The sequence below is a fragment of the Streptococcus ovuberis genome (assembly GCF_012396585.1).
GTDB classification, from domain to species: domain Bacteria; phylum Bacillota; class Bacilli; order Lactobacillales; family Streptococcaceae; genus Streptococcus; species Streptococcus ovuberis.
Genome location: NZ_JAAXPR010000002.1, coordinates 180,201 through 206,731 on the forward strand (window position 1 = coordinate 180,201; position 26,531 = coordinate 206,731).

At 44.8% G+C, this 26,531-nt stretch carries 27 protein-coding genes and 1 pseudogene; 16 read left to right on the forward strand and 12 right to left on the reverse strand.

Annotation, left to right across the window (positions count from 1 at the left end; translation table 11 throughout):
- The first annotated feature begins 1 nt into the window (after position 1).
- The 4 genes from HF992_RS02000 (at position 2) to HF992_RS02015 (ending at position 3,250) form a co-directional block, all read left to right on the forward strand.
- Entirely contained in the window at positions 2 to 529 is a 528-nt protein-coding gene (locus tag HF992_RS02000) for a hypothetical protein (RefSeq protein WP_168548390.1), read from the forward strand.
- Positions 530 to 638: 109 nt separating this feature from the next.
- The gene (locus HF992_RS02005) at positions 639 to 878 is read left to right on the forward strand and encodes a DUF3977 family protein (RefSeq protein WP_168548391.1); all 240 of its coding nucleotides are present in this window, start codon (positions 639 to 641) and stop codon (positions 876 to 878) included.
- Between the two features lie 426 nt (positions 879 to 1,304).
- Positions 1,305 to 1,499: a DUF3977 family protein gene (locus HF992_RS02010; RefSeq protein WP_168548423.1), complete on the forward strand. Its 195-nt coding sequence runs from the start codon at positions 1,305 to 1,307 to the stop codon at positions 1,497 to 1,499.
- Between the two features lie 71 nt (positions 1,500 to 1,570).
- Positions 1,571 to 3,250 (forward strand): hypothetical protein, encoded by a 1,680-nt coding sequence (locus HF992_RS02015; protein ID WP_168548392.1) that lies wholly within the window; start codon positions 1,571 to 1,573, stop codon positions 3,248 to 3,250.
- A gap of 62 nt (positions 3,251 to 3,312) precedes the next feature.
- Here HF992_RS02015 and HF992_RS02020 read toward each other — a convergent pair whose 3' ends face one another.
- From HF992_RS02020 to HF992_RS02045, 6 genes are all read right to left on the reverse strand, one after another.
- Positions 3,313 to 3,909, reverse strand: a complete 597-nt coding sequence (locus tag HF992_RS02020; RefSeq protein WP_168548393.1) for a response regulator transcription factor — start codon at positions 3,907 to 3,909, stop codon at positions 3,313 to 3,315.
- Positions 3,906 to 5,003 carry a sensor histidine kinase gene (locus HF992_RS02025; RefSeq protein ID WP_168548394.1) on the reverse strand — a complete coding sequence of 366 codons (1,098 nt, stop codon included), beginning with the start codon at positions 5,001 to 5,003 and terminating at the stop codon, positions 3,906 to 3,908. Before HF992_RS02025 ends, HF992_RS02020 begins: the two co-directional genes overlap by 4 nt.
- Positions 5,003 to 5,734 carry an ABC transporter permease gene (locus HF992_RS02030; protein ID WP_168548395.1) on the reverse strand — a complete coding sequence of 244 codons (732 nt, stop codon included), beginning with the start codon at positions 5,732 to 5,734 and terminating at the stop codon, positions 5,003 to 5,005. The genes HF992_RS02025 and HF992_RS02030 overlap by 1 nt, the downstream gene beginning before the upstream one ends.
- Positions 5,731 to 6,618, reverse strand: a complete 888-nt coding sequence (locus HF992_RS02035) for an ABC transporter ATP-binding protein (protein ID WP_168548396.1) — start codon at positions 6,616 to 6,618, stop codon at positions 5,731 to 5,733. The genes HF992_RS02030 and HF992_RS02035 overlap by 4 nt, the downstream gene beginning before the upstream one ends.
- Positions 6,602 to 6,814, reverse strand: a complete 213-nt coding sequence (locus tag HF992_RS02040; RefSeq protein ID WP_168548397.1) for a hypothetical protein — start codon at positions 6,812 to 6,814, stop codon at positions 6,602 to 6,604. The genes HF992_RS02035 and HF992_RS02040 overlap by 17 nt, the downstream gene beginning before the upstream one ends.
- Before the next feature lie 745 nt (positions 6,815 to 7,559).
- Positions 7,560 to 8,198 carry a TetR/AcrR family transcriptional regulator gene (locus tag HF992_RS02045; protein ID WP_168548398.1) on the reverse strand — a complete coding sequence of 213 codons (639 nt, stop codon included), beginning with the start codon at positions 8,196 to 8,198 and terminating at the stop codon, positions 7,560 to 7,562.
- A 131-nt stretch (positions 8,199 to 8,329) separates the two neighbouring features.
- Between HF992_RS02045 and HF992_RS02050 the strand changes: the two genes are divergently transcribed.
- From HF992_RS02050 to HF992_RS02090, 8 genes are all read left to right on the forward strand, one after another.
- A complete protein-coding gene (locus tag HF992_RS02050; RefSeq protein ID WP_168548399.1) occupies positions 8,330 to 9,418 on the forward strand; it encodes an NADH-dependent flavin oxidoreductase in 1,089 nt (362 codons plus the stop codon).
- Between the two features lie 53 nt (positions 9,419 to 9,471).
- On the forward strand, positions 9,472 to 10,437 hold the full coding sequence (locus tag HF992_RS02055; RefSeq protein WP_168548400.1) for a Gfo/Idh/MocA family protein: 966 nt from the start codon (positions 9,472 to 9,474) through the stop codon (positions 10,435 to 10,437).
- 82 nt (positions 10,438 to 10,519) lie between these two features.
- On the forward strand, positions 10,520 to 10,849 hold the full coding sequence (locus HF992_RS02060; protein ID WP_168548401.1) for a hypothetical protein: 330 nt from the start codon (positions 10,520 to 10,522) through the stop codon (positions 10,847 to 10,849).
- 383 nt (positions 10,850 to 11,232) lie between these two features.
- Positions 11,233 to 12,612, forward strand: a complete 1,380-nt coding sequence (gene glmU / locus HF992_RS02070; protein ID WP_168548402.1) for a bifunctional UDP-N-acetylglucosamine diphosphorylase/glucosamine-1-phosphate N-acetyltransferase GlmU — start codon at positions 11,233 to 11,235, stop codon at positions 12,610 to 12,612.
- Positions 12,613 to 12,789: 177 nt separating this feature from the next.
- On the forward strand, positions 12,790 to 13,368 hold the full coding sequence (locus HF992_RS02075) for an NUDIX hydrolase (protein ID WP_168548403.1): 579 nt from the start codon (positions 12,790 to 12,792) through the stop codon (positions 13,366 to 13,368).
- Positions 13,343 to 13,648, forward strand: coding sequence for a cell wall synthase accessory phosphoprotein MacP (gene macP / locus HF992_RS02080; protein WP_168548404.1), 306 nt, complete (start codon positions 13,343 to 13,345; stop codon positions 13,646 to 13,648). The genes HF992_RS02075 and macP overlap by 26 nt, the downstream gene beginning before the upstream one ends.
- Before the next feature lie 11 nt (positions 13,649 to 13,659).
- Complete coding sequence (locus tag HF992_RS02085; protein ID WP_168548405.1) at positions 13,660 to 14,352, forward strand: 5'-methylthioadenosine/adenosylhomocysteine nucleosidase; 693 nt, start codon at positions 13,660 to 13,662, stop codon at positions 14,350 to 14,352.
- Between the two features lie 19 nt (positions 14,353 to 14,371).
- Entirely contained in the window at positions 14,372 to 15,334 is a 963-nt protein-coding gene (locus HF992_RS02090; RefSeq protein WP_168548406.1) for an aromatic acid exporter family protein, read from the forward strand.
- Between the two features lie 441 nt (positions 15,335 to 15,775).
- On the opposite strand, the gene HF992_RS02095 is transcribed toward HF992_RS02090, so the two are convergent.
- Positions 15,776 to 16,432, reverse strand: coding sequence for a DUF1129 domain-containing protein (locus tag HF992_RS02095; RefSeq protein ID WP_168548407.1), 657 nt, complete (start codon positions 16,430 to 16,432; stop codon positions 15,776 to 15,778).
- Positions 16,433 to 16,616: 184 nt separating this feature from the next.
- Positions 16,617 to 17,561, reverse strand: a complete 945-nt coding sequence (locus HF992_RS02100; RefSeq protein ID WP_168548408.1) for a magnesium transporter CorA family protein — start codon at positions 17,559 to 17,561, stop codon at positions 16,617 to 16,619.
- Between the two features lie 226 nt (positions 17,562 to 17,787).
- Here HF992_RS02100 and uvrA point away from each other — a divergent pair, with 226 nt between their 5' ends.
- Both uvrA and HF992_RS02110 read left to right on the forward strand, forming a co-directional pair.
- A complete protein-coding gene (gene uvrA, locus HF992_RS02105; RefSeq protein WP_168548409.1) occupies positions 17,788 to 20,610 on the forward strand; it encodes an excinuclease ABC subunit UvrA in 2,823 nt (940 codons plus the stop codon).
- A gap of 759 nt (positions 20,611 to 21,369) precedes the next feature.
- A complete protein-coding gene (locus HF992_RS02110; protein ID WP_168548410.1) occupies positions 21,370 to 23,469 on the forward strand; it encodes an ATP-dependent Clp protease ATP-binding subunit in 2,100 nt (699 codons plus the stop codon).
- A 49-nt stretch (positions 23,470 to 23,518) separates the two neighbouring features.
- Here the strand turns inward: HF992_RS02110 and HF992_RS02115 are convergent, their stop codons facing one another.
- From HF992_RS02115 to HF992_RS02125, 3 genes are all read right to left on the reverse strand, one after another.
- Complete coding sequence (locus tag HF992_RS02115; protein WP_168548411.1) at positions 23,519 to 23,809, reverse strand: hypothetical protein; 291 nt, start codon at positions 23,807 to 23,809, stop codon at positions 23,519 to 23,521.
- Positions 23,810 to 23,905: 96 nt separating this feature from the next.
- Complete coding sequence (locus HF992_RS02120) at positions 23,906 to 24,130, reverse strand: DUF2812 domain-containing protein (protein ID WP_168548412.1); 225 nt, start codon at positions 24,128 to 24,130, stop codon at positions 23,906 to 23,908.
- 9 nt (positions 24,131 to 24,139) lie between these two features.
- Positions 24,140 to 24,451, reverse strand: coding sequence for a helix-turn-helix transcriptional regulator (locus tag HF992_RS02125; protein ID WP_168548413.1), 312 nt, complete (start codon positions 24,449 to 24,451; stop codon positions 24,140 to 24,142).
- Positions 24,452 to 24,623: 172 nt separating this feature from the next.
- On the opposite strand from HF992_RS02125, the gene HF992_RS02130 reads away from it, so the two are divergent.
- Together HF992_RS02130 and HF992_RS02135 are read left to right on the forward strand one after the other, a co-directional pair.
- Positions 24,624 to 25,340: a MerR family transcriptional regulator gene (locus tag HF992_RS02130; RefSeq protein WP_168548414.1), complete on the forward strand. Its 717-nt coding sequence runs from the start codon at positions 24,624 to 24,626 to the stop codon at positions 25,338 to 25,340.
- 90 nt (positions 25,341 to 25,430) lie between these two features.
- The gene (locus tag HF992_RS02135) at positions 25,431 to 26,147 is read left to right on the forward strand and encodes a YebC/PmpR family DNA-binding transcriptional regulator (RefSeq protein WP_168548415.1); all 717 of its coding nucleotides are present in this window, start codon (positions 25,431 to 25,433) and stop codon (positions 26,145 to 26,147) included.
- A gap of 263 nt (positions 26,148 to 26,410) precedes the next feature.
- On the opposite strand, the pseudogene HF992_RS02140 reads toward HF992_RS02135, so the two are convergent.
- Positions 26,411 to 26,478 (reverse strand): annotated as a pseudogene (locus HF992_RS02140) (IS200/IS605 family transposase); the annotation flags it as partial.
- Positions 26,479 to 26,531 lie beyond the last annotated feature (53 nt).

Consider the following 26,531-nt stretch of genomic DNA (forward strand, 5'->3'; position numbering starts at 1 on the left):
TATGGTGGAAAGAATCCGATTATTTTTAGATAGGCATCCCTGGATAGATTTTTTGTTGAATTTTGTGGTGACAATTGGTGTAGGGTCTCTATTCTATTTTCTAATTGCAACTGCAAATTCTTCGCTAAACCTTTTTCTATGGTTGGAAGCAGTGGTTGCGATTTTGTGGATTTGGTTCAATATGATTAGGCCTTCCAAAAAAGAACGAGAAAGAGAATGGGTAGTCTTATTTGACATTCTTCGTTGGCTTACTGGTCTAAACTTATTATTTTGGGCAGTGATTGGCATAAAAGTCAAAGGTAAGGTGCTTTCGCCTGCCTTATGGCAAATGCCCCGTGAGGAAGCTTTGCTAATTATCATTTTGGGTGTCGCTCTGTCTGTATGTTGGCAGCTACTTTATTATTTCGCCAAACGATACAGGTGGGGGGAGCCAACATCTCTTCAGTCGGATACGTCAGAGGCTTATCCGCAATCAGTTGCAGTGTCTGAATCATCCTCGAAGAAGAAAACGAAGAGAAAGAAAAAATGAAACTAGCCTTACTCGATACAGGCATGATTGTCTGAGATGCTTTACCTGTGTTACAAGTGATTGCTGGGATTGAGCTTGTAGCTATCCTGCCTATGGAAGGGAATTTGAAATGACCAAATATCTTGAAATTGGATTCGGCAACCGTTGGTTCATGAGGACAGAGTTTGAGGCAAGCGATGGCACAGAGCATGAGGTGAAAGGATGGGTCAGACCCATAGCACCTCAGTCTATTTACCTTCGTTTTTGGATTGGCTCCCGTGTCTTTATTTGGGATAGTAAAGATGGGATAAAATGCGGTCTAAAGTCGCGTAACTCTCTAAAGTTCATCTTAGGTATTCGCTCCAGGTAAAATGAGCTACCCCTAGAGTAACCTTATCAGCCCTTTTGATGAGGTATTTTTATTTTGTTTTTGATGAATTGCTAGTAGAAGAAAGGAGACATCGATGCCTGATAAAAAGCGTGTATAGCCTAGCAACAGTTTATGTTGCGGTGGTGTTATTGAGTTTCATCTATAATTTCCATGTCAGAGGGAATGCCTACTAGGATAGTGGGCTTATTGTGGCTGAGCTTCCTTTCTTGCTAGTATTAGTCGCTATTTCGAGTCGGTATGTTTTGAAATACCAATAAAGAATGGCCTTGCCGAGCGAAGCTTCTCCTAAGCATCATTGTTTTTTCACTGGTTTTAAACCTTTAGTGCTGACTCTTTTTTTCGCCTCTGGGAAACCCCAGTCCATGAAGGGCGAGATTGTATGAATTGGTGACAGTTTGGGGTGAAATGACCAAATATCTTGAAATTGGATTCGGCAACCGTTGGTTCATGAGGACAGCGTTTGAGGCTGACAATGGCACAGAGCATGAGGTAAAAGGCTGGGTCAGACCTATAGTACCTCTAGTTTTATTTGCAGGTATTTTAAATATTATAGTAATTGTTGCTTGTATGTATCCGTGTTGGCTAGATTGTTCCCTGTAGGCAGTGACCTCATCCTACCCTTCTTGTCCTTTGTGGTATAATAGAGAAAACGAAAAGTGGAGGTAGATAGGATGAAAAAGATACTCAAAAACGTTCTAATCTTTTTGTGGATTATCTTGATGGGTGTGAGTTATTGGCTCTTTTTGCCACCTCTAAATCCGTTAAGTCCTGGTTTTTGGATGTTTGTGTTGGAAGGACTGGGATTAGCCTTTGTGGCTCTCCTTATTTTGGCCATGGTTGAGTCGATTGGTACAGCATCGTCCAATCATAAGGGCTTACGAGGACGTAAGGAAGTGACACCGACGTCAACCGTTTATAACAAGCCATTGACTTGGATCGGAAGTAGTGCCTTGGTGTTAGTTCTCCTGTTAATTGGACTGAATTTCTTCAATTCACGGATTTTTCGTGCCAAGAGCTATGCCAACGTGATTACGGTCAAGGAAGCTGATTTTACAGAGGATTTTCCAGAAACAGACATTTCGACCTTGGCTTTGCTGGATCGCGCTTCCGCTAAAAAAATTGGAGATACCTATTTAGGAACAATTGATAAGGTGTCACAGTTTGGAATTTCAGATGATTATCGTCAGATTGCCATTGGAAAACAGCCTTATCGTGTATCTCCCTTGGAGTATAAAAACTTTTGGAAATGGCTCTCCAATCGGACAGAAGGGATTAGCTACTATGTGAAGGTGAATCAGACTACAGGTAAAGCAGAACTCGTTAAATTAAGCAAGGCTATGAAGTATTCGGATTCAGAATATGCTTTTCGTGATACCATGCGTTATCTGCGTTTTAAATATCCCTTCACTCTTTTCGGCGATCCCTCTTTTGAAGTAGATGATGAGGGCAACCCTTACTACGTAGCAACTATTTATCAGCCAAAATTTATGTTGTCGTCCAAGGATCCAGTAGGGGTTATCCTATTAGATGCAGTTACAGGTGACACCAAGGAATATGACTTGGAAAATACCCCCGAATGGGTGGATCGTGTCTTCTCCGCTAATAATGTGCTGACGCGGGTTGATGATTACTACACCTATCAAGACGGCTTTTGGAACACGGTCTTTAGTCAGACCGGTGTCAAACAGACAACAGACAGTTACAACTATATTTCTATTGGCTCAGATATCTACCTTTACACAGGGATTACCTCAGCGACTGCTGATTCATCCAATTTAGGTTTCATTTTGGTGAATATGCGGACTCGCCAAGTCACCAATTATAAATTGGCGTCAGCTACTGAAACCGCTGCTCAGGAATCTGCAGAAGGAGAAGTGCAAGAAAAGGGTTACGATGCTACAGCGCCAACCCTAGTCAAATTAGATGGCAAGGCTTATTACCTCGTATCCCTTAAGGATGATGCCGGCCTTGTCAAATCCTACGCCCTAGTGGATGCGGAAGATTACCAGCAAGTGACGGTCAATAATGACATCGAAAAGTTGATTTCTCAATTTACCGATAGGGACACCTCGGCCTTATCTGGTGCCTCTGGCACAGCTTCTGGTAAGGCAACCAATGAATTGCAAATGATCTCAGGTACTGTAGAAGCTCTTGCCAGCCAGATGATTTCAGGTTCGACTGTCTACTACATTTCGTCAGCCGGAGAGATTTATAAGGTTAAGGCAACAGAAGGGACCACAGACCAACTTCCATTCTTAAAGGTAGGCGACAGTTTTACTGGTCAACTTGGAAAAGACCAATACTTGAAGAACTTTGAAATTGTGGTAGAAAAAAAGGAAACCACAGAGTAGTTCCTTTCTCAAATCTCCGTCCTTGGGATACAAAAAGTCTGAGAAGTTTGTTCTCAGACTTTTTAAATCCAGCCATTTTCCTGTGCAACTTTTACCGCCTCAGTCCGATTATCAGCAGCCAACTTGCCGAGGATATTGGTCACATAGTTGCGGACCGTTCCTTCGGACAGAAAAAGTTTCTGTGCAATTTCCTTGTTGGACAAGCCTTGGGCAATCAAGCTGAGTAACTTGCTTTCTTGCTCGGTCAGCGGATTGGGGTGATGGAGGACACCCTCCATCAGTTCAGGCGAGTATTCCTTTTGACCGTCTAGGACCTTATGGATAGTGGCCATTAATTCTGAAATAGAGCGCTCCTTAAGCACATAGGCATCGACGCCAAGTTTAATGGCTCGTTCAAAATAACCCGGACGCTTAAAGGTAGTCACAATGATCACTTTAATAGTCTGACTAGCCCGCACCCATTCCAAGACATCAAGGCCTGTCTTTTCTGGCATTTCAACATCTAAAATGGCCACATCGACAGTTTTCTTTTGCAACAGTTCTATCGCTTCTGCACCATTACTGGCTTGAAAAATCTCATCGACATCCTCTTCCATCAGTAACAGTTGGCACATGGCATCGCGCAACATGGATTGATCTTCAGCAACTAAAAGTTTCATAGTGAAGTACTCCCTTCTTCTAAGATGACACGGATATGGGTCGGCTGACCCTGGGAGACGATCTCAACCGTCCCCTTAACTAACTGCAGACGCTCTCGGATAGAATGCAATTCCTGACCTGTTAACTGAGCAAAACCACAGCCATCATCGATCACCTCAATCACAAGCCCTTTTTCGCGATAGAGCTGAATCTGACAAGAGCTGGCGTCTGCATGCTTGATGATATTGGTTGCCAACTCCCGTAAAATCATGGTCATGGTGGACTGGATGACTGGCGATAACTGGTCGGTTATCAGGTCATTGGCAACCGTCAAGGTCACACCAGACAAGGCAAACATTTCCTGGATGGCTGACAACTCTTCAGTCACCGTCCTAAATTTGAGGTTGTTGATGAGCTCACGGACCTCCTTCATGGAAGTTTTACTGATTTGGTTGATGTCTTGAAGTTCCTTTTGCACAGCTGTTAGGTTTTCCTTATCCAGCTGTTTTAAAGCGAGCTCTGTTTTGACACTAAGCATGGCAAAGGTATGCCCTAGCGTATCGTGCAAATCACGACCGATACGGTTGCGCTCGTTTTCAGCAGCAAGGAGATTGATGGTTTCATTTTGCTTGTAGAGTTCCTGTTTCATTTCTTCTTCCACTTGACTTTGGTGTTGCGTAAAATACATAGCCAAGATAAAGATAGGGATAAGGATGACCATAATCTGGACACTAGGATTATCGGATCTCAAAAGACCATTGGCAACAACATAAGCCATCCCCATCAGAAATGAAATAAAGCGATAACTTTTTACTCCGTCTCCAAATCGCCAGACTAAGAGGTTGACGAGAAAGAAGAAAAACCACATCATGGAGCCTTCGATAAAGCAGGACATCCAAACGATATAGCTTAACAGGTAAAACCAAAGACAGGCGATGGTTTTTCGATAATCATTTTTGATATGGATAATTGCCATGTAAGCAATGGCAAACATCAGAGATGGAATAAGGGTCCAGATTGGATAGCCAAACCATAAGACCCCACCTAGTGGAAAAACCATAAAGATCAGCCCTACATAGTAGAGCGGATCTCCTTTTTCAAAGGCTCGAAACATTAGTTTACCTCAGTTTTATTTTTAATCATCAGTGCAATACCTGTTATTATTATAGCATAGGCGATGATACTGAGGAAGGATTTCCACAAGACATCACCAGTTGCTGCGAATTGGACTACTAGCTGGTTGACATGATAGATTGGTGTCCATTTGGAAATAGTCTGCATCCAGTCTGGAAAGGTCTCAATCGGCATCCAAGACCCACCGATAATCGCAAGTCCAAGAAAGGCGATATTAGCCACGATGGACATGGTCTGTGTGGATGGAATCTGAGCGATCAGAAGACCAAAGGAGAGAAAAATTAAACTTCCAAATAGGAGCAGACCGACAGACCCAATCCAGCGTTCAGCAGGCATGGTCACATCGCGGAAAAAAGCACCAATTAAAAAGGTCACAAGGATTGAAATGGTGAAATTCAAGAGGACACGGGCAATTTTAGACAGGTAATATTTCCAGATAGGAAGGCTAGAATGTTCAATATAAGTCAGCCAGTTTTCCCTCTGATCTTCAACTAACATAAAAGGGAAGGTAAAAAAGCCAAAACTAGACATGGAGAAGGCGGTCATGGTTAGCATGAAGGACTGGACAATAGCTCTTTGCCCCTCAGGACTATTAGACATTGGCATGCCAGAGTAGAAAAGAAAGAAACCAACAGGCATCCCAATTGCCATGATAAAGTTAGGCCATTCTCGCCAAGTTTTTATCCATTCGATTCTTAATAAGGCTTTCATTGTTCGTCCTCCTGTGTCTTGTCAAATAGGGTATGGAGCAAGGTTTTATTTTGGACCTCAATATCAGTAATTCTACAACCATGCTCTTGCAAAATATCCCATAACTTATCAATGTCCTTTGTCATAAAGCGAATAACATCGGTTTTGATTTCGACATCATAAAGGATTGGTAATTCTCGAACGACATCTAGGTAGTCTTTTGACAAGGTCACTTCCTTTTCATTGTCTTCCCGCCGCATGGCAAATGGTGTCGTGTCTTTCAAAAGTTTCCCCTGATGCAGGACCAAAATCCGCTCTGCGGTATGCTCGACTTCTTCAATATAGTGCGAAGAATAAATAATGGTACGACCTGCTGATTTAAGCTGGGAGATGATTTCCCAAAACCGCTGACGCGTCGAGGTATCCATCCCTGCTGTCGGTTCATCTAAAAAGATAATGCTAGGTTGCCCAATCAAGCAAAGAACAAAAGACAATAGCCGCTTTTGACCACCAGACAACTTGTCTGCCAACTGCTTTTTCTGTTCCGGAGAAAACTGTAAATAAGCGTCAATCACACCATCTGACAAGTGCTGATGAGCAATCGACTTGAAAAAATCTAGCAATTCTTGCACCTTGAGATTACCGGGCACCCGATTTTCCTGAGACAAAACTGCCATTTTTGTCCGAAGTTCAGGATGCCGAACAGGTAAACCTTGGATGGTGATTGTGCCTTGACTAGCCAATTTATCTCCCAGTAAACAAGACATCAAAGTCGTTTTCCCAGCTCCGTTTGGGCCAATTAAAGCGATACAATCTCCTTGATAAATGTCAAAGCTAATATCTGATAAAATGGACTTACCTTTGATAGTCTTGCTAAGACTACTCACTTCAATGACTTTGGTCATAGCGAGTCCCCCTTCTTTCTTCTAGCCAGTTTACAACCAGCGGAACTAACTCATAGATGGCAAACAGGACAAAGCCGATAGTTCCGAGTAACCATACTAAAGGCTGTGCGAGGCTCATTTCTTGATGTTCAACAACTAAACGAATGATGTTTCCGGTGATGATAAGGATGATAACCCATATAATATATTTTTTCATGTGGCTGTTGTCCTTTCTTTTCGATAAGTCTAGGATACTCCTTTGCTCGCCTTAGTGGCAGTTCCAGATGTCATAAGAACCATCTGACATTTGTCATAAGCTTAATGTAAAAGATTCAGCAGCCCCAGATGATGCAAAGTATTAGGGAGACGTATAGCGCCTAATTTTGTCGGCTGATGCGAGGAAGTGGTGGCACAAGCCACTCCTTCTCGCAACCGTGTTTGGATACTGCTATACTCTCTTCTGACCGCTTGAGCCAAAAAGCTTGGTGATGAGCATTATGAGCGGAGGACTATATTGTTTTTAACAAAACAGCAGCTTCAACGCCCCTGTTCATGTGGCTGTTGCTTGCACAATTGCTACTTCGCATCGTGCTGACCATCATCATGGCACGGCGAGTGGCAAAAATTGCTAAATGATAACAAATTAAAGAGGAGATGTTAGGAAACGAGGACTACTCAGCTGATGAAATCAGCTGAGTAGAGGGTTGAGTTGTTGTGAAACCAAGAGTTACCGTTTTTAAGGCTTGTATGTTTTGAAGTACTCAATCACTGTGCTTTATGCCATGAACGATAAAAAATGGAGAGATAATATCCTTTTGCTCCAGTCCCAACCCAAACCTTAGCAATAGGCTGGTAAGAGGAACTCTTTTTAACTTATTGGGTTTTATCCCGCTTTCCAAATATATAGTAAAAAAATGAATGATAAATAGTTTTTGTAACTAAGTGTTATCATTCATTTTTTACTACTGGACTTTTTCTATTAGACTGCAGAGAGTTTGACTAAAAAATTGTCGAGCCTCAAGGAAGGGTAAGTCGCCAAATGGTTTGAGTTTAGCCATGATTTGGCGCTGATCATCTGGAATATGACTATATTGGTAGCAAGTCGTCATTAGAAGATTGTATTGAGTCATAAAGAGCCGAATACTGGCTTCTGAAGCCTGAGGGAATTGTTGGGAAATTAGGTGATAGATAGTTTTGAAAAAAGGAAGGGTGTCTTTTTTGAACTGATAGGTGAAGTCATAACCAAGTTTGGCTTCCAATGCAGAAGCATGTAGGGAGAGCAACTTGATGAAGAGGGGGCTGTCAAAAGAACAGTCGACTAGGCTTTGGCAAAACTGCTCTTGAGACACGCGGTGTGGGAGTGCTTCTTGTAGTCGTTGCTCACAAGCAAGGTACTCCTCTTTTAGTAAGGCTAAAAAGAGCTCTTCTTTTGAGCGAAAGTAGTGGTAGACAGCTGGCCTAGAGAGTTCAAGATCCTTGGCAATGGCCACTAAAGTCAAATCAGCATAGTCTGTCGTTAAAAATAGTTCTTTTGCCCGCTCTAAAATTAACTGCTTTCTATCGTCGATTTCCTGAGGGGTGCGTGCGCGTTTTTGTCCCATAGTGCCTCCTTTTCATCTATCATACTTTTTTAAAATTAATTTGTCAATATTGTTGACAGCTTGTCTGTTATGTGATATAGTAAGATTGTTGACACAGTGTCAGTAAAAAGAGTGATAAAGGAGTCAAACAGATGAAAAAAGGACGACTAAACCTACGGAATGCCTATGTGATGGCACCGATGACCACTTGGTCTAGCGATGACGACTATAGCGTATCAGAACAAGAGCTGGCATACTATGCTGCTAGGAGCAAGGAAGTGGGTATGGTCATTACAGGATGTGCCCATATTTCTGAGAATGGCATTGGTTTTACGAATGAAATCGGTGTTTACGATGACCGTTTTATCCCACGATTAGCTCAATTAGCCGAAAAAATAAAGGCAGGTGGTGCGGTTGCTGTATTACAGATTAATCATGCAGGAAACAAGGCTTTACCGAGTTTGACGGACAATATCATGAGTGCCAGTCCTGTGACAACAGAAGCGACAGCTTTCGCTCCTTCCTTGACACCGCGTGAAATGAGCGAGTCAGACATTCAGAGGACGATTGCCGAATATGGTCAGGCGGCACGTCGGGCAATTATGGCGGGATTTGATGGGATTGAACTTCATGGAGCGCATGGCTTTTTGCTTCAAAATTTCTTATCCCCTCATTTTAATCAGAGGAAAGACCAGTGGGGCGGCACTCTCGATAATCGTTTACGATTTCCCTTAACTGTGGTTGCAGAAGTTCAGCGTGTTATCGCTAAAGAAGCAACTCGCCCCTTTGTTCTAGGGTACCGTCTGTCGCCAGATGAACCATTAGCAACTGGTCTGAGAGTGGAGGAAACGCTTGAATTAGCAGAGCATCTTGTTAAGCAAGGTGTTGATTACCTTCACTTGTCCTTGGCGAAAGCGAGTCAATCACGACCCAAGGATAGCGATAAGACCTACACTCGTTTATTTTCAGATGTGATAGCTGGTCGTGTCTCTCTGATGGTAGCAGGAGGCATCGTTAACGAACGTACGGTGCAAGACGTTAAGGCGGAGGGAGCGGATTTGATGGCTATTGGACATGGATTGATCACTGATTTAAACTGGGTAAGTAAGATTGAACGTGTCGAAGAACCCCAACAGACCTTGTCACCTAAGCGGATCGCAGAGCTGCAATTGCCAGATAAGTTATGGCACCAACTTAAGGCTTCAGGTAACTGGTTTGTCATTGAGGACGCAGACAAGTAAAGTGATGAAATTTATTGTATTCTAGTTAAGAAATAAGACTTAAAGGAGACACCATGAAACTAGGATTACTCGGCACAGGCATGATTGTTAAGGAGGTCTTGCCTGTTTTAAGGACGATTGAGGGCATTGAGCTTGGGGGGATTTTGTCCACGCCACGCAGTCTTGTGACTGCTCAGGAGCTGGCTGGCCAGTATGGGATACCGCTTGCGACCAGCGACTACGAGGAGCTCTTGACCAGCTCTGCCATTGACACCATCTACATCGGCACGCCCAATCATACCCACTACGACTATGCCCGTCAGGCACTTCTGGCAGGCAAGCACGTCATCTGCGAGAAGCCTTTTACCCTGCGTGCGCACGAGTTGGAGGATTTGGTGGCCATAGCTGAGCAGCGCAAGCTCTTTCTGCTAGAAGCCATTACCAACCAATATCTGGGGAATTTTCAGTACATGAAAGACCAGCTCGCCCAGCTGGGGGACATCAAAATCGTGACCTGCAACTACTCCCAGTATAGCTCTCGCTACGATGCCTTTAAGCGAGGGGAAATTGCCCCAGCTTTCAACCCAGAGATGGGTGGCGGGGCTCTTCGTGACCTCAATATCTACAACATTCATCTGGTCGTGGGGCTTTTTGGCAAGCCTCTGTCATCCACCTATCTGCCAAATATGGAGCGGGGTGTGGACACGTCAGGTATTTTGACCATGGATTACGGGCAGTTCAAGGCAGTCTGTATCGGGTCAAAAGACAGCTCAGCGGTCATCAGCTCCACCATCCAGGGCGACAAAGGCTCTCTCGTGGTCAATGGAGCAACCAACGCCATGCCCTCAGTCACCCTAACCCTCAATGGCCAGGATAGCCAGACCAGCGACCAGAACAGTCCACATCACCGTATGTATGCCGAGTTTGTGGCTTTTGAAGAGATGATGCGTACAGGAGATACCACCGCAGCCAAGTCTTCCCTCGACCATAGCCGAGCCGTGATGGCAGTCTTGGAGATGGCGACGACTACGAACGGTTAGTCATTCTTGACCTCTTTTTACTTGAACTTTTTATCACAAAGGCGTAAGATAAAGCCATCCATTAACGAAAGAGGTGTTTATCATGGTAGATACACAAGTGATTCGAGACGCTTTGCGCCTCTTGGAAGACCTACAAAGTCAGTTTGCCACAACGGCACCAAATTCTTACGATGACCGTCGTATGCGCGACTTGCTGGATGAGGTACTAGCTGTTGTCCGCAAAAGCAAAACAGCAGATAACAAGGTTCTGATTGCTCTTGAGCGTTTTCATAAGAGTTTTTCGGTTTCAGTTGGGCTAGGGGCGGCAGAGCTGACTCAACCAGCTAAGAAAGCTTGGCGAGCCTACGATGCCTTTCACATGGATCAGGTACAAGGCAATCTCCACCTTTACGGTATCGGGATTGGTATCTAGCTTAACAGTTTCACTATTTTATGGTATAATGCAAGAGGCTGGGGCAAAAGTCCTAGTTTCTGCATTTTTTTATTATAACGAACTAAACAAAACGCAGTGGTTGGGAGTAACTCTCACTGGCTTTGCCAGTTTTAGAGTTGCCCTGCACCGTTCATTAGGCGCTTTAGCGCCAATGAACTACTGCTAGAGGGCTCTCATACGCTGATTTTATCAGCTTTTACAGCCCTGCCGAATGAGGGAAATGTCTTTCCCGAATTTCCAACTTCAAACAGTCACTTTCCTGACTGTTTGAGCTGTGCGGAGGTGGGACGACGAAATCGAATTCTTGCGAATGACCAATTTCTGTCCCACTCTCTAATTTTATACAGAATTGAGAAACACACATGTCAAATTACGCTATTATCCTCGCAGCGGGTAAAGGAACCCGCATGAAGTCTGATTTGCCAAAGGTCTTGCACAAGGTGGCAGGGATTTCCATGTTGGAGCATGTTTATCGTGCCGTTCAGGCGATTTCTCCTGAGAAGATTGTGACTATTGTAGGACACAAGGGGGAATTGGTCCGAGACGTCTTGGAAAACAAGACCTTTTTTGCCGAGCAGACGGAACAATTAGGAACAGGTCATGCAGTCATGATGGCAGAGCCAGAACTCCTGGAAGCTGATGGTCAGACCATAGTCATTGCTGGGGATACTCCCTTGATCACTGGGGATAGCCTCAAGGAGCTGATTGATTACCATGTGAGTCATAAGAATGTGGCCACCATCTTGACAGCCGAGGCAGACAATCCCTTTGGCTATGGCCGGATTATCCGCAATGATAAGGACGAAGTCATCAAAATTGTGGAGCAAAAAGATGCCAATCACTACGAGCAAAAGATTACTGAAATTAATACAGGAACTTACTTGTTTGATAACAAGCGCCTTTTTGAGGCCTTAAAAGAAACGAACACAGATAACGCCCAAGGGGAATACTACCTGACAGATGTTATTTCGATCTTCCGTCAGGCTGGAGAAAAGGTCGGTGCATTCAAGCTCAAAGATTTTAATGAAAGTCTAGGGGTTAATGATCGTCTTGCCTTGGCCACTGCTGAACGGGTCATGCGTCAGCGAATCAACAGTCAGCATATGGTTAATGGGGTGACTTTTATTGATCCTTACGCCACTTATATTGATGTGGATGTAGAGATTGAGGCTGATGTAGCTATTGAAGCTAATGTAACCTTGAAAGGTCGGACAAGAATTGGTGCGGGATCCCTCCTGACCAATAATACCTATATCGTCGATAGTATTGTGGGAAAAAATACGGTGATTACAGCGTCAGTGATCGAAGAGGCAGAGGTTGCGGATGGTGTTACCATGGGACCTTACGCTCATATTCGTCCAGGCAGTATCATCAAACGCGAAGCCCATATCGGGAACTTTGTGGAAATCAAGGGATCAACCATTGGTGAGTACACCAAGGCAGGGCACCTGACCTATATTGGCAATTCAACAGTAGGAAGCCATGTCAATTTTGGTGCAGGAACCATTACTGTTAACTACGATGGTCAAAATAAGTACCAAACAGAAGTTGGCGACAATGCTTTCGTAGGGTCAAATGCGACGATCGTGGCTCCTGTTCGTATTGGACAGAATGCTCTGGTAGCAGCAGGATCAACCATTACGGAGGATGTGCCGGATGATGCTGTGGCGCTAGGGCGTGGTCGCCAGGTCAATAAAGAAGATTACGCCAAATCCAAACCCCATCACCCAAACAATCACTAAAGCGCAGAACCCTAATAGCTGAAGGGAAAGTTGTCATTTTCTAGAAAGAAGAAAGTGATGTGCGAAGCTTGTTGAGTTAGCGAAGTCCGTTTCTAAGGAATTGCTTGGGGAAACGGAGACAGAGCATGCTTAAGGGAAGGGGCTTGGTTATGCGCCCTAACCGCAAAGGAGACATAAATGGAATTTGAAGAAAAAACGATTCGTCGTGAGACCATTTTTGAAGGCAAGATTTTAACGGTCGCTGTGGATGATGTCGAGTTGCCAAATGGTCTTGGCCAGGCCAAGCGCGAGCTGATCTTCCATAAAGGGGCCGTCTGTGTCCTTGCAATAACACCTGAAGATAAGATTATTTTGGTCAAGCAATACCGTAAGGCTATTGAACGCCTCAGTTTGGAAATTCCTGCCGGGAAACTAGAAGTCGGTGAAGCAGGGAGTGAGGCAGCAGCGGCTCTTAGGGAATTGGAGGAAGAAACCGGTTATACGGCAGAAGGGTTGGAGTTGCTCTATGATTTTTACTCTGCCATCGGTTTTTGTGATGAGCGCTTACGTTTGTATGTCGCTAAGGGGTTAACGAAGGTTGAAAATCCGAGAGAAAAAGATGCCGATGAAACGATAGAACTCCTTTATTTGACCTTGGATGAGGCTAAGCAAGCGATTTTAACGGGTGAAATCGTCGATGCTAAGACCATCATTGCCATACAATATTTTGAACTAATGAGAGGAAATGGCCATGCGAAAGCCCTTGCTGACAGATGATATTCTAGCTCAAGCAGGTTACGATGACCAGCTAAAGGACACGTATTTGGATCAACAAGCCACTAAAGAGATTCATTTCGATCGCCGAGATTTTGAAGAATTTGAACATAGGGATGAGCCAGAAAGCCTGACGAGCCGGATCGAGGTTATTCCCAGTATTATTAAAAGTCGGCGGATTGAGAATGAAAAGCGTAGTGTTTTCCAGAGTAAGTTGAACCAGATTTTGGCAATTCTCCTGATTTTAGGGCTTGCCTTGGTCTTAGCCATTATTTACCTATAAGGAGAAGTCAGATGAAGATCGGAATTATCGCAGCCATGCCAGAGGAGCTCAAGGCTCTGTTGGAGGTCTTGCAGGATGGGCAAAAACACTTAAATCTTGGCAAAGTCTACCACACAGGCTATATCGGTCGCCATGAAGTTGTTCTGGTTGAGAGTGGGATTGGGAAGGTCATGTCAGCCATGAGTGTGGCTGTTTTGGTAGATTATTATAAGGTTGATGCGCTGATCAATACAGGGTCTGCAGGAGCAGTCGCTCAAGGACTAGCTGTTGGTGACTTGGTGGTAGCGGATCAATTGGTATATCATGATGTCGATGTAACGGCTTTTGGCTATGCTTATGGGCAAATGGCTAGCCAGCCTCTTTACTATGAGACGAGTGCTTACCTAGTTGCCGAAATGCGCAAGCTTCTGGCGGAGTTTGCCATTCCAAGTCATATCGGACTGATTGCGACGGGCGATAGTTTTGTGGCTAGTCAGGATAAGATTGATCAAATTAAAGCCTATTTTCCAGAGGTGCTAGCTGTTGAAATGGAAGGGGCGGCCATAGCCCAAGCGGCTCATGCTACTGGCAAACCCTGCTTAGTGGTGCGAGCGATGAGCGACACCGCCAATCATGATGCTAATGTGAGTTTTGATGCCTTCATTGTGCAGGCGGGTCGACAATCTGCAGAAGTCCTCATCGCCTTGCTACATCGTCTGATTTGATTAAAAATAGGAGAATGGCATGCGCCTACAGATTTTGAAAATCGTTGGAGCAACAGGGTTGGCTGTCGCTTTAGCTCACTATTTAGGCCTAGACAATGCAAGCTCAGCTGGAATTATTGCCATGCTGAGCGTTTTAGATACGCGTAAGTCATCCTTAAGAATCGCTTGGCAGCGTCTCATGTCAACCGTGGTTGCCTTGGTTCTTGGTGTGCTAAGTTTCTCTATACTTGGTTTTCAACTGTCAGCCTTTTTGCTTTATCTGACAGCTTTTGTCGCCTTTGCCTATCGTTTTGATTTTAAGCCAGCTATTGCTCCTTGTTCGGTTTTAGTTACGCATCTTTGGCTGTCAAGAGACCTTAGTCTGCCATTTTTGGGAAATGAAGCGCTACTCATGATGCTGGGAACAGGGATGGCTATCTTACTTCACACTTATATGCCTTCTCGGCAAGAGAGCATTATTGCAGCGCGGTCAAACATCGAATCCCAACTAAAAGAACAGCTCTTGCTCCTGTCAGCCCTCCTTCGTCAGGAGCAAGAGGTAACGAGAAATCGATTGGAAGATTTAGAGGCTTTGATTGCTGAGTCTAAGAAGACGGTTTATCAAGAACGGGATAATCAGCTCTTCAGCCAAACGGATTATGACCTGCATTATTTAGACATGCGCCAAGATCAAGTGCAACTCTTGAACATCATGTCTCATAACTTGGAGTCCTGTCACCTAGCCACAATAGAAGCGAAACTCCTAGCCAGTCTTTTTGAATTGACGGCAGACCAACTCAGCGAGTCTAATCCTGCGACCTACCTCTTGCAAGATATCGAAGCGATGCTAAAGCAGTTCAGAGAACGTGATCTCCCTAAAACTAGAGAGGAATTTGAAACTAGAGCTATTCTCTTTCAACTTTTAACAGACCTCACACGCTTCATCCAACTGAAGATAGATTTTTATCAAGAGTATCAAGGAAAGAGGGAGATGTTTGCCTGATCATCTCATCGGTTTCAAAAAAGACAGGAGGACTCAATCTTTCATAGGTTTGTCATTTTCTGAGTTTGTCCGAAGTGGGATGTCTGTCAACTGTCAGGATTTCAACAGTCCGAGATAGGCCGTTCCAATTAGAGACTTGAAATGAGGCAGTGAGGCTAAGGACTTTTTTCGATATTCTCCTCCTTATTTAAATCCCAGCTCTATAAAGGTCTTTTCAAAGATGGGGGTGTTGTCTCACTTAAACAGATAATCATTCGATAACCACCCATTAAACCAGATTTTGATTGTTGGTTAGTGCCAGTAACACGCAAACCGAGAAAAAAGGAAAACACCTAAAAGGAAATTGTCGTAAACTTCCTTTTAGGCGTTTTTTATGCACTCTGGCTTAAATGTGTGGTGAGCAAATTCTTTCTCGTCAACTGTTTGAAAATGGACGCTCTCTTAATCCCTGCTTGTGATTGGGCTCTTCACATTGTACTTTTGCTTGAGGAGGTATTTGCCACCAAATCCAATGGCACCAATTAAAAGATTGGCCCAGCCAGGCAAAATTGGGTTGAGGCTGGCTGGAAGAAAAGCACTGAGACCGAAAATCAGGAAGACACCAAACATGATCAAGGCTAGAATCAACCAAGTTTTGAGGCCACTTGGTCGCTCGCTACGTGGCTTTCTCAGATGGCGGTAAACCAAATGGTACATGGCATACATCATAGCCCCTGTTGCGGCACTGAGCACAAAGAGACTGGTCACACCATAAGTCTGGGCTTGGTTTCTAGAAAAACTCAAAATCCCCATCATGACTGCCATGATTCCCAAAATGAATAGGCTAGCATCCAACCACATGAGCCAAGGATTTTCATTTTGAGGAGGATTAGCTGCTGCTTCTTGGGCTTGAATGATTAGGTTATCAACCCAAGCTGTCGGAGCACCAAAGAGCTGACGCGCCGTAATGCCTTTTGATTGGTTTTCCATAATAGTCGGCAGAATGGTTGAGAGGGTCTCCTTGATTTCGCTATCTGATTTGCCGTTTTTGATCAGATGGTTGGTGGCGATGTGGATAAATTCCTGATTTTTTTTAGTGAGTTGTTCGAGTTGTGACATGATTGTCCTTTCTAAGGAACTAATTTTTTGGATCGAGGGGGCTAATCACCCTAGTGCTAGAAACATTGCAAGAATACCTGTGGATTGATGACATTTTAGCCAGTAACAGAAGCCTTCTATCTAAAGAGACAGCGATAAGGCGGTGACAATGGTCAAAGACTATCTACAGGCTATCAATTTTCCACTAGAACCAACGTTTGTAAATAAAGTAAATAATAAAAGGAATGGTTGCGACAAAGGACAAAATGATAACGATGGCAAATGACCATGGATGACCACTTAAGGGAATAGAAGATTCTAAAACATTCATCCCATAGGCAGAGAAAACCATGGTTGGTATCTCAAGCAAAATAGTGAAGAGTGCCAGAGCCTTCATAATGACATTCTGGTTATTAGCGATAATGGAGGCAAAGGCGTCGGACATGCCTGTTAAAATATTGCCATAGATGTTGGCCATCTCAAGCGCCTGCTGGGTGTCAATCAAAGTGTCTTCAAGTAAGTCTTCATCTTCTTCATACTTTTTCAAGATGCGCGAAGAAGTGATTAGCTTTTTGACCACTCGTTCGTTAGTCTTGAGTGAGGCCTGGAAGTAGACAATGGTCTTGCCTAACTCCATGAGTTCGATAAGCTCTTCGTTTCTGGTGGACTCGTGCAGACGCTTTTCAACCATTTCACTTTTACGTTCAATCTGACGAAGGGCAGTGAGGTACATGCCAGCGTTGCGGTAAAGAATTTGAAAGACAAAGCGAGACCGCATAAATGTGAAAAAGTTACGTTGTTTCTTAGAACGAAAAGATTCCAATAATTGTAAATCCTGCAAGCTAGTTGTGATAATCGCATCATCTACTAAAATAATCCCCAGCGGAATAGTCACATAGTAGGTTTTGTTGTTGCGTTCTTCGAGAATCGGGACGTCTACAATAATCAGTTTGTAATGGTCTTCGACAGTTACACGGGAAGTTTCTTCTGCATCGAGCGGTGCTCGTAAATCAGCGATGTCAAGATTATAGTATTCCGCAACTTCCATTGACTCGCTCTGGGAGGGGTTGACCAAGTTTATCCACACTCCTGCTTGGTAGGATTCTATTTCTTCTAAATGCGTCTCAGTAGAAAGAAAAATTTGTTTCATCGCGGTCCTCCCTTTTCATGATAATCAAGCTTTTAGGCCAGATTCTATTATACACTAAAAATGCCATTTCACAAAACTCTTTTTTTGAAAATCTGACTGAAAATCTGACGTCAAACAGAGTGAAGAATCGCTTGAAGAAGTGCTGCTTTAAGGCTAGACGACCTTTTTTCTTTAGCTTCTTTTTTGAAAGTGCTATAATGAAAGGAAGTTGTAGAAAGAGGGAAGTATGCTAGATAAGATTGTGATTCATGGGGCGCGTGCCCACAATTTAAAAAATATTGATGTGGAGATTCCGCGGGATAAGCTGGTGGTTGTGACAGGTCTATCGGGGTCTGGTAAGTCCAGTTTGGCCTTTGATACCCTTTATGCAGAAGGGCAACGCCGTTATGTAGAGAGTCTATCTGCCTATGCCAGACAGTTTTTGGGCAATATGGACAAGCCTGATGTGGATAGCATTGATGGGCTATCGCCAGCGATTTCCATTGATCAGAAAACAACCTCCAAAAACCCACGTTCGACGGTCGGAACGGTGACTGAAATCAATGATTACCTGCGCCTGCTCTACGCTCGGATTGGTGTCCCTTACTGTATCAATGGTCACGGAGCTATTTCTGCGAGTTCCGTCGAACAGATAGTCGATCGGATTTTGGAATTGCCAGAGCGTCAGCGTCTGCAGATTTTAGCCCCTGTTATTCGTAAGAAAAAGGGCCAACATAAGACTGTTTTTGAAAAAATTCAAAAGGATGGCTATGTCCGAGTTCGGGTCAATGGGGAGGTCCATGATGTGACAGAGGTCCCTGACTTACCAAAGACATTTGCCCATACCATTGACGTAGTTGTTGACCGGATTGTGATTAAAGATGGCATCCGCTCAAGGCTATTTGATTCAGTGGAAGCGGCCCTACGCCTGGCAGATGGTTATGTTGTGATTGACACCATGGATGGTCAAGAATTGCTGTTTTCAGAGCATTATGCCTGTCCAGTCTGTGGCTTTACAGTTCCCGAGCTAGAGCCACGTTTGTTTTCTTTTAATGCGCCATTTGGGTCTTGCAGTGAGTGTGACGGTCTGGGAAGTAAGTTGGAAGTGGATAAAGATTTGATCATCCCTGATCCGGAAAAGACCCTAAGAGAGGGAGCTCTAGCGCCGTGGAATCCGATTTCGTCTAATTATTACCCGCAGATGTTGGAACAGGCCATGACTCAATTCGGGATTGATATGGATACACCGTTTAAGGACCTCAAGAAGGCTGAACAAGACTTAATATTAAACGGCTCAAAGGGAGAACTCTTCCATTTTCATTATGAAAACGAATTTGGCGGGGTGAGGGATATTGATATTCCGTTTGAAGGCATCGTAGCGAACGTAGAACGGCGTTACCGCGAGACAACTAGCGATTTTACTCGCAATGTCATGAGTGGCTACATGAATGAGTTACCGTGTGCTAGATGCAAGGGTTACCGCCTAAATGATCAGGCCCTATCCATCAAACTTGGTGGAGAAGATGGTATCCATATTGGGGCTCTTTCAGACCTTTCCATTGCAGACCATTTGGACTTGGTCAAGGATCTAGCTTTGACAGCTAACGAAGAAACCATCGCTCGCCCCATTTTGAAAGAAATTATAGACCGTTTGACCTTCTTAAAGAATGTCGGGCTCAACTACTTGACACTCTCTCGTGCAGCGGGAACCCTCTCTGGTGGAGAAAGCCAGCGGATCCGCTTGGCGACCCAGATTGGATCGAATTTATCAGGAGTCCTCTATATTCTGGATGAGCCTTCTATCGGGCTCCATCAACGCGACAATGATCGCCTAATTGCCAGCCTTAAAAAGATGCGGGACTTGGGCAACACCTTGATTGTCGTGGAGCATGATGAGGATACCATGATGGCGGCGGACTACCTGATTGATATTGGTCCAGGGGCTGGAAAATTTGGTGGAGAAATCGTTGCGGCAGGAACGCCAAAGCAAGTCGCCAGATCTAGTAAATCTATCACAGGTCAATATCTCTCGGGCAAGCGTAAAATTGAGGTTCCGCTGGAACGACGTGCTGGCAATGGCCGGTTTATCCGAATCACTGGTGCAAAGGAAAATAATTTGCAAAATGTGACCGCGACTTTCCCTTTGGGCAAGTTTATTGCTGTCACGGGCGTTTCAGGGTCAGGCAAGTCAACCTTGGTCAATAGTATTTTGAAAAAAGGGATTGCCCAAAAGCTCAATCGTAATTCGGCTAAGCCAGGTAAACACAAGTCTATTGAAGGGATTCAATACCTGGATCGGTTGATTGACATTGACCAGAGTCCCATTGGACGAACACCGCGATCAAACCCTGCGACTTATACAGGGGTCTTTGATGATATTCGTGATCTCTTCGCGCAGACAAATGAAGCTAAAATTCGTGGGTACAAGAAGGGGCGTTTCTCTTTCAATATCAAGGGCGGTCGCTGTGAAGCTTGTGCAGGAGATGGAATCATCAAAATCGAGATGCATTTCTTGCCAGATGTCTTTGTGCCTTGTGAGGTCTGCCATGGCCGACGTTACAATAGCGAAACCTTGGAGGTGCATTACAAGGAGAAAAATATTGCTCAAGTGCTAGATATGACAGTCAATGAAGCAGTGGCTTTCTTTCAACACATTCCCAAAATTGCCCGCAAGCTACAAACGATTCAGGATGTGGGATTGGGGTATGTTAGCCTAGGCCAACCAGCGACGACCTTGTCTGGAGGTGAAGCCCAGCGGATGAAACTGGCGAGTGAGTTGCACAAGCGCTCAACAGGAAAGTCTTTCTACATTCTGGATGAGCCAACAACAGGTCTGCATACGGAGGATATCGCTCGCTTGCTTAAAGTCTTAGAACGCTTTGTGGATGATGGCAATACGGTTCTGGTTATCGAGCATAATCTGGATGTCATTAAGACAGCAGACCACATCATTGACCTTGGACCAGAGGGGGGTGTCGGTGGTGGCCAAATCATTGCGACAGGCACACCAGAAGAAGTTGCCGCCAATCCAGCTAGTTTCACGGGTCAGTATCTCAAGCAGAAACTTTAATTTTAATAACTCAGTCATAGGCAGATGGCTGAGTTTTTTTCTTGTGCGGAAAGATGAGATGGCTTTTCAATTGCCATGTTTTCTGGGGAAAGTGCCGTGTTGCTTAAAAGAGATGCCTTTTGGACGTTATAGTATTGCCACTTCAAAAATACCTCAACTAGTATAAGCATAAGCAATTGGATAGGTTGAATGCTATCACAGGGGTCGTTATCGAAATGTCGTCCTTAATGTGGAATAGCTATAGGATACTTAATTCAGCCTGCCTATTGGCGAAGGTTGGGGTTTGCTACATTCTAGCGGGAAAGGTCAAAGAAAGTCAAACAAAACCATTGACCTTTCCTGACCAATGGTGTATACTAGATATCGTAAGGGATAGAAAAACCTTACAGGAGCAGGTTTGCTCACTATTTTTTGACAAAAAGGTCAGTTTTGGTCAAAAACTGACGTCAGCATTAGTCGTAGAAGGGAGGCTTGGTCAGATGGACAGGCAATTCTTTTTTGAAAAATTGGTCAGTAAAGGTCAGTTGTACCTGGCTGAGCCAGAAATCATTCCACGATTGACAGGGTGTCACTTTGATTTTTAGAAAATTGGTCAGAAATGGTCAATTATAATACACAAAACTAACAAACATTACAATTTAGAAAAGGAATTGAACCCGAACCGAAAGCTCGGAAAAAAGATAGCTCGTAGCTGATATCAGGATATCAGCCGACCTCCTATTTTTCAGTCGCTTTCTAGTGGTTCTTGGTATCTTATTTATGAACAACAACTTTAACAATTTCAACAACATGGACGATATTTTCAACCAACTCATGGGCAACATGGGTGGTTACTCTAGTGAGCGGCGTCGTTACAGCATCAACGGTCGTGAGGTGACACCGGAAGAGTTTGCCTACTACCGTCAAACTGGTCATCTTCCGCAAAGTGAAGCCAGCTCTGCTATGCCCCAAAAACAAGGCAATATGAAGCAAGACGGCATCCTGGCAAAACTAGGTACTAACTTGACCGAGCAGGCACGCCAAGGCAAGCTGGATCCTGTCATCGGGCGCAACAAGGAAATCCAGGAAACGGCTGAAATCCTGGCCCGTCGGACCAAGAACAATCCGGTCATGGTCGGGGACGCTGGGGTCGGTAAGACTGCGGTTGTCGAAGGCTTAGCGCAGGCTATTGTCAACGGTGATGTGCCAGCTAGCATCAAAAACAAGGAAATCATCTCCATCGACATCTCTGGACTTGAGGCTGGAACCCAGTACCGTGGGGCTTTTGAAGAAAATGTCCAAAACCTGCTGGACGAGGTCAAACAGGCTGGCAATATCATCATTTTCTTCGATGAAATCCACCAAATCCTGGGTGCTGGCTCAACTGGCGATGGTCAAGGTTCTAAGGGCTTGGCGGATATTCTCAAACCTGCCCTATCCCGTGGCGAGCTCTCTGTCATCGGGGCGACTACTCAAGACGAGTACCGCAATACCATCTTGAAAAATGCTGCGCTGGCCCGCCGCTTCAACGAAGTCAAGGTCAATGCACCGTCTGCAGCGGACACCTACGAGATTTTGAAAGGCATCAAGCCGCTCTATGAAGCCCACCACAATATCGAGTTGCCAGATAGTGTCTTGAAGGCAGCAGTAGATTACTCTGTGCAGTACATTCCACAACGCAGCTTGCCAGATAAGGCTATCGACTTGATCGACGTGACGGCAGCTCACTTGGCAGCCCAACACCCTGCGACAGACCTCAAGAGCTTGGAAGCAGAAATGGCTGAAGCCAAACGTCTGCAAGAAGCAGCAGCAGAGCGGGAGGACTACGAAACAGCCCTTAATGAAAAAGTGCGGATTGAAAAACTGCAAGAGCAGATGGACAACCACACCGAGAGCCAAAAGGTCGTGGCTAGCGTTAACGACGTAGCAGAGGCAGTGGAACGCATGACCGGCATCCCTGTTTCGCAAATGGGAGCTTCAGACATAGAGCGCCTCAAGGATATGAAGTCTCGCTTGGAGGCTAAGGTCATCGGGCAAAATCCTGCAGTTGAGGCTGTCTCTAAGGCCATTCGCCGCAACCGTGCTGGCTTTGATGAGGGTAACCGCCCAATCGGTTCCTTCCTCTTTGTCGGTCCAACAGGTGTCGGCAAGACCGAGTTGGCCAAGCAACTGGCCCTGGATATGTTTGGCAACAAGGATGCCATCATCCGTCTGGACATGTCTGAGTACAGCGATCGCACAGCAGTGTCTAAGCTGATTGGAGCGACGGCTGGTTATATCGGCTACGACGACAACAGCAACACTTTGACTGAGCGGGTGCGCAGAACCCCTTACTCCATTGTTCTCTTGGATGAAATCGAGAAGGCTGATCCGCAGGTCATTACCCTCTTGCTCCAAGTGCTTGATGATGGGCATTTGACAGATGGTCAGGGGAACACAGTTAACTTCAAGAACACCATTATCATTGCAACGTCTAACGCTGGCTTTGGTTATGGCTCTTCTGGGGAAATGGCGGAGCAGGACATCATGGATCGGATTGCCCCCTTCTTTCGTCCAGAGTTCCTCAACCGCTTCAACGGCGTGATTGAGTTCAACCATTTGAACAAGGATAATCTGGTACAAATCGTGGACCTCATGCTTGCCCAAGTCAACCAGACCCTCGGCAAGAAAGGCATTAGCCTGGAAGTCACTCCGAAAGCAAAAGACTTCCTCATGGAAGAAGGCTACGACCCAAACATGGGCGCTCGTCCCCTTCGTCGGGTCATCGAGAGCCAAATCCGTGACAAGGTCACTGACTTCTACCTGGACAATATGGAAGCCAAAGAGCTTCAAGCAGACGTGGTTGACGGGGAAGTCGTCATTACAGAAAAAGTAGCTTAATCAGAAAAGCCACCACCTATTCACATAGGCGGTGGCTTTTTAGTAGAGATTATTTTTTCGGTTTAGCCTGATAGGCAATGTAGAGATAGAATAAGGTTGTGGCGAGTGTTAGATAAAAGAGGACACCAGCCCGTAAGAGGGCAAAGGGCAATTCAAAGAGAAATGAGAATAGAAAATCTGTACCATCTAACTGCCAAAGTCCTGGTGTTAAAAATAGAGATTTAGGGTCTTGAAAAGGAGTAGCGAGATCGGAGATGCTGGTGAAATGAATAAAACTGTAACATAAGAAAATCATGGCTGTGGCAAGGGCGCTTTTACGATACCGTTGATAGAAAGCCAATTGCGATTCCTCATCAGAAAACAGAACGTCTTCATGACCATGAGCGAGTTGACGGAAGTAGTGACTCCCACTGGACGGTGATCCAGAAATGTGTTCCTAACCACTGTCTTCAAAAAGCATGAGATAGTCCTGGTATTGTTCCTTGGATAGTTGATCTCGGAAATCAATTCGGACAGTGGTGATTTGTTCAGCAACACAAGGTTCGAAGTGGTAATAGAGTTGGGGAATAGGAACGCCTACCAATCGATATCCTTTGGATTGCATACGGTTTATCCAGTCTTCTTCTCTTTTTAAGTTAGTGAATAGTTTCCATTTTTTCATGATACCCTCCTACAAATGAAAGTGTTCAGCGATTTGAGTGAGTTTTCGAAGACGTTTTGTTTCCAGAATAAGGATTTCTTTTCCAGCCTCAGTGATCTGATAGACCTTTCGCCGAGCATCGTTGGAAGGAACACTGGCAATCCAATGAAGTTTTAACAAATTTTCTATGGCACCGTACATGGTTCCTGCTGCGATTTTGACATCGCCATCACTCAGATCGTCCACCAGTTGCATCACAGCGTAGCCATGGGCAGGTTCGATCAATGCCAATAAGATATAGTAGGTCGTCTCCGTTAAAGGAAGTTGCTTGGGTCGTTTCACTAGGCATTACCTTTCTAGTCTGTTCAACTATACAGTTTAACTTTATATCTCTATTATATATCGTTAAACTATGTAGGTCAACTGTATAGTTGATTTTTTTAAAATTTTTTCAAAAAACGCTTGACCCTCACGCCACGTGATAGAATAGAATAAGAGTCAAGGAGGAACAGTCATGAAAACAGTCAAAGAAGTCAGTCAACTGGCAGGTGTGAGCGTACGCACCCTGCACTATTACCATGAGATTGGGCTTCTATGCCCTACTCAGGTGACAGACAGCGGCTACCGGCTTTATGACGATAAGGCCCTCATGCGGTTGCAAGACATCTTGCTGTTTCGTGAGTTAGATGTTCCTCTGAAGAAAATAGCAGAGCTGATGGACAGTAGCCAGGCAGTTAGACAGTCTGTTCTGAGGGACCATGTTCGCATCTTAGAACTTCGCAGAGACCGCTTGGAAACCCTTGTTCAGCTCGCCAATGACCTCATCAAAGGAGAACAACCGATGAACTTAGAAGCTTTTAACCAAGATCAATTAGCAGCCTTCCAAGAGGAGGCCCAAAAACGCTGGGGAGATACAGCGGCCTTTCAAGCCTTTACCGAGACTGCGACAGACCAAGACTGGCAAGCCAGCAACCAAGAATTGATGACTGTCTTTGCTGGATTTGGCAAGCTCTTAGACCTGCCTGTGACAGATCCTGCTGTCCAAGGTCAGGTCAAGGCCTTACAAGACACCATTACCAAACACTATTACCCTTGCACTGATGAGATCTTGCAAGGATTGGGCCTCATGTATGTAGAAGACAATCGCTTCACTCAGACCATTGACCAGGCAGCAGGTGAGGGGACAGCGAGATTTGTCTCTGAGGCGATCGCTTTTTACACTCAAGCCTAAGTTTCCTATTTTCTCTCTTCGTGATTTGTGGTATAATAAACCGAAATCCTTCTAGCCCTGCTAGATGAAAACACGTAAAAGGAGATTCCCATGGGACGTAAGTGGGCCAATATTGTGGCGAAGAAGACCGCGAAAGACGGTGCCAACTCAAAAGTTTATGCCAAATTCGGCGTTGAAATCTATGTAGCAGCCAAAAAAGGTGATCCAGATCCAGAGACCAACGGAGCGCTACGCTTTGTTATCGACCGTGCCAAGCAGGCGCAGGTGCCTAAGCACATCATCGACAAGGCCATTGATAAGGCAAAGGGCAATACAGATGAGACCTTTACAGAGGGACGTTACGAAGGGTTTGGGCCAAATGGTTCCATGATTATCGTAGATACTCTGACCAACAATGTCAATCGTACCGCAGCTAATGTACGTGCAGCCTTTGGTAAAAATGGGGGCAATATGGGAGCCTCAGGCTCAGTTTCCTTCATGTTTGATAAAAAAGGGGTCATTGTCTTTTCTGGCGACGACGCAGACAGCATTTTTGAATTGCTCCTTGAAGCAGATGTTGAAGTAGATGATGTTGAAGCAGAAGAAGGAACTATCACCGTCTACACCGCTCCGACAGATCTACACAAAGCTATCGTGGCTCTGCAAGAGTCAGGGATCACAGCGTTTCAAGTGACTGAGCTGGAAATGTTGCCTCAATCTGAAGTCAGCCTCAGTGACGAAGATCTTGCGATCTTTGAGAAGCTCTATGATGCCCTTGATGATGATGAAGACGTTCAGAAAATCTACACCAACGTTGAAGGTTTCTAACCTTAAATTAATGTGACAAATGCTTTGCACCGATGAGTGTCTCCAAGTATTTGCCGTTTCAGAAGTAAAAATTGCCTAGATGCTTTGCATAAGAGCGGGAATTCTGGGCGATTTTGTGTTAAATCATGACCACCCGTCAAACGGGTGGTTTGAATAAGGGCTATAAGCCCACGACACCAGCCAGCGCCTATGCTGCTCTCTTTCACTTTGTTCAAGCCTAACCGCTTTTGACTCGTCACTCGCCTCTTAAAGAGGCGTTAGTATTACTTGCCATTATCCCTAAAGGGATCTTCGTATTCTTTCACACTCAAGAATCAAGTGCGATGTCATGTTAATTCGCCTTCTTATTTCTAAGCTCATGAAGAAATCATCCACTGGATAATT

What these genes read in the sequence shown, in the direction of transcription:
- HF992_RS02000 (WP_168548390.1), top strand. Translation starts at nt 2, where the DNA reads ATGGTGGAAAGAATCCGATTATTTTTAGATAGGCATCCCTGGATAGAT.
- HF992_RS02095 (WP_168548407.1), bottom strand. Translation starts at nt 16,432, where the DNA reads ATGTCACAACTCGAACAACTCACTAAAAAAAATCAGGAATTTATCCAC.
- HF992_RS02075 (WP_168548403.1), top strand. Translation starts at nt 12,790, where the DNA reads ATGGAATTTGAAGAAAAAACGATTCGTCGTGAGACCATTTTTGAAGGC.
- HF992_RS02020 (WP_168548393.1), bottom strand. Translation starts at nt 3,909, where the DNA reads ATGAAACTTTTAGTTGCTGAAGATCAATCCATGTTGCGCGATGCCATG.
- uvrA (WP_168548409.1), top strand. Translation starts at nt 17,788, where the DNA reads ATGCTAGATAAGATTGTGATTCATGGGGCGCGTGCCCACAATTTAAAA.
- HF992_RS02135 (WP_168548415.1), top strand. Translation starts at nt 25,431, where the DNA reads ATGGGACGTAAGTGGGCCAATATTGTGGCGAAGAAGACCGCGAAAGAC.
- HF992_RS02035 (WP_168548396.1), bottom strand. Translation starts at nt 6,618, where the DNA reads ATGACCAAAGTCATTGAAGTGAGTAGTCTTAGCAAGACTATCAAAGGT.
- HF992_RS02045 (WP_168548398.1), bottom strand. Translation starts at nt 8,198, where the DNA reads ATGGGACAAAAACGCGCACGCACCCCTCAGGAAATCGACGATAGAAAG.
- HF992_RS02110 (WP_168548410.1), top strand. Translation starts at nt 21,370, where the DNA reads ATGAACAACAACTTTAACAATTTCAACAACATGGACGATATTTTCAAC.
- HF992_RS02025 (WP_168548394.1), bottom strand. Translation starts at nt 5,003, where the DNA reads ATGTTTCGAGCCTTTGAAAAAGGAGATCCGCTCTACTATGTAGGGCTG.
- HF992_RS02120 (WP_168548412.1), bottom strand. Translation starts at nt 24,130, where the DNA reads ATGAAAAAATGGAAACTATTCACTAACTTAAAAAGAGAAGAAGACTGG.
- glmU (WP_168548402.1), top strand. Translation starts at nt 11,233, where the DNA reads ATGTCAAATTACGCTATTATCCTCGCAGCGGGTAAAGGAACCCGCATG.
- HF992_RS02060 (WP_168548401.1), top strand. Translation starts at nt 10,520, where the DNA reads ATGGTAGATACACAAGTGATTCGAGACGCTTTGCGCCTCTTGGAAGAC.
- HF992_RS02005 (WP_168548391.1), top strand. Translation starts at nt 639, where the DNA reads ATGACCAAATATCTTGAAATTGGATTCGGCAACCGTTGGTTCATGAGG.
- HF992_RS02010 (WP_168548423.1), top strand. Translation starts at nt 1,305, where the DNA reads ATGACCAAATATCTTGAAATTGGATTCGGCAACCGTTGGTTCATGAGG.
- HF992_RS02055 (WP_168548400.1), top strand. Translation starts at nt 9,472, where the DNA reads ATGAAACTAGGATTACTCGGCACAGGCATGATTGTTAAGGAGGTCTTG.
- HF992_RS02085 (WP_168548405.1), top strand. Translation starts at nt 13,660, where the DNA reads ATGAAGATCGGAATTATCGCAGCCATGCCAGAGGAGCTCAAGGCTCTG.
- HF992_RS02015 (WP_168548392.1), top strand. Translation starts at nt 1,571, where the DNA reads ATGAAAAAGATACTCAAAAACGTTCTAATCTTTTTGTGGATTATCTTG.
- HF992_RS02100 (WP_168548408.1), bottom strand. Translation starts at nt 17,561, where the DNA reads ATGAAACAAATTTTTCTTTCTACTGAGACGCATTTAGAAGAAATAGAA.
- HF992_RS02130 (WP_168548414.1), top strand. Translation starts at nt 24,624, where the DNA reads ATGAAAACAGTCAAAGAAGTCAGTCAACTGGCAGGTGTGAGCGTACGC.
- HF992_RS02040 (WP_168548397.1), bottom strand. Translation starts at nt 6,814, where the DNA reads ATGAAAAAATATATTATATGGGTTATCATCCTTATCATCACCGGAAAC.
- HF992_RS02050 (WP_168548399.1), top strand. Translation starts at nt 8,330, where the DNA reads ATGAAAAAAGGACGACTAAACCTACGGAATGCCTATGTGATGGCACCG.
- macP (WP_168548404.1), top strand. Translation starts at nt 13,343, where the DNA reads ATGCGAAAGCCCTTGCTGACAGATGATATTCTAGCTCAAGCAGGTTAC.
- HF992_RS02090 (WP_168548406.1), top strand. Translation starts at nt 14,372, where the DNA reads ATGCGCCTACAGATTTTGAAAATCGTTGGAGCAACAGGGTTGGCTGTC.
- HF992_RS02030 (WP_168548395.1), bottom strand. Translation starts at nt 5,734, where the DNA reads ATGAAAGCCTTATTAAGAATCGAATGGATAAAAACTTGGCGAGAATGG.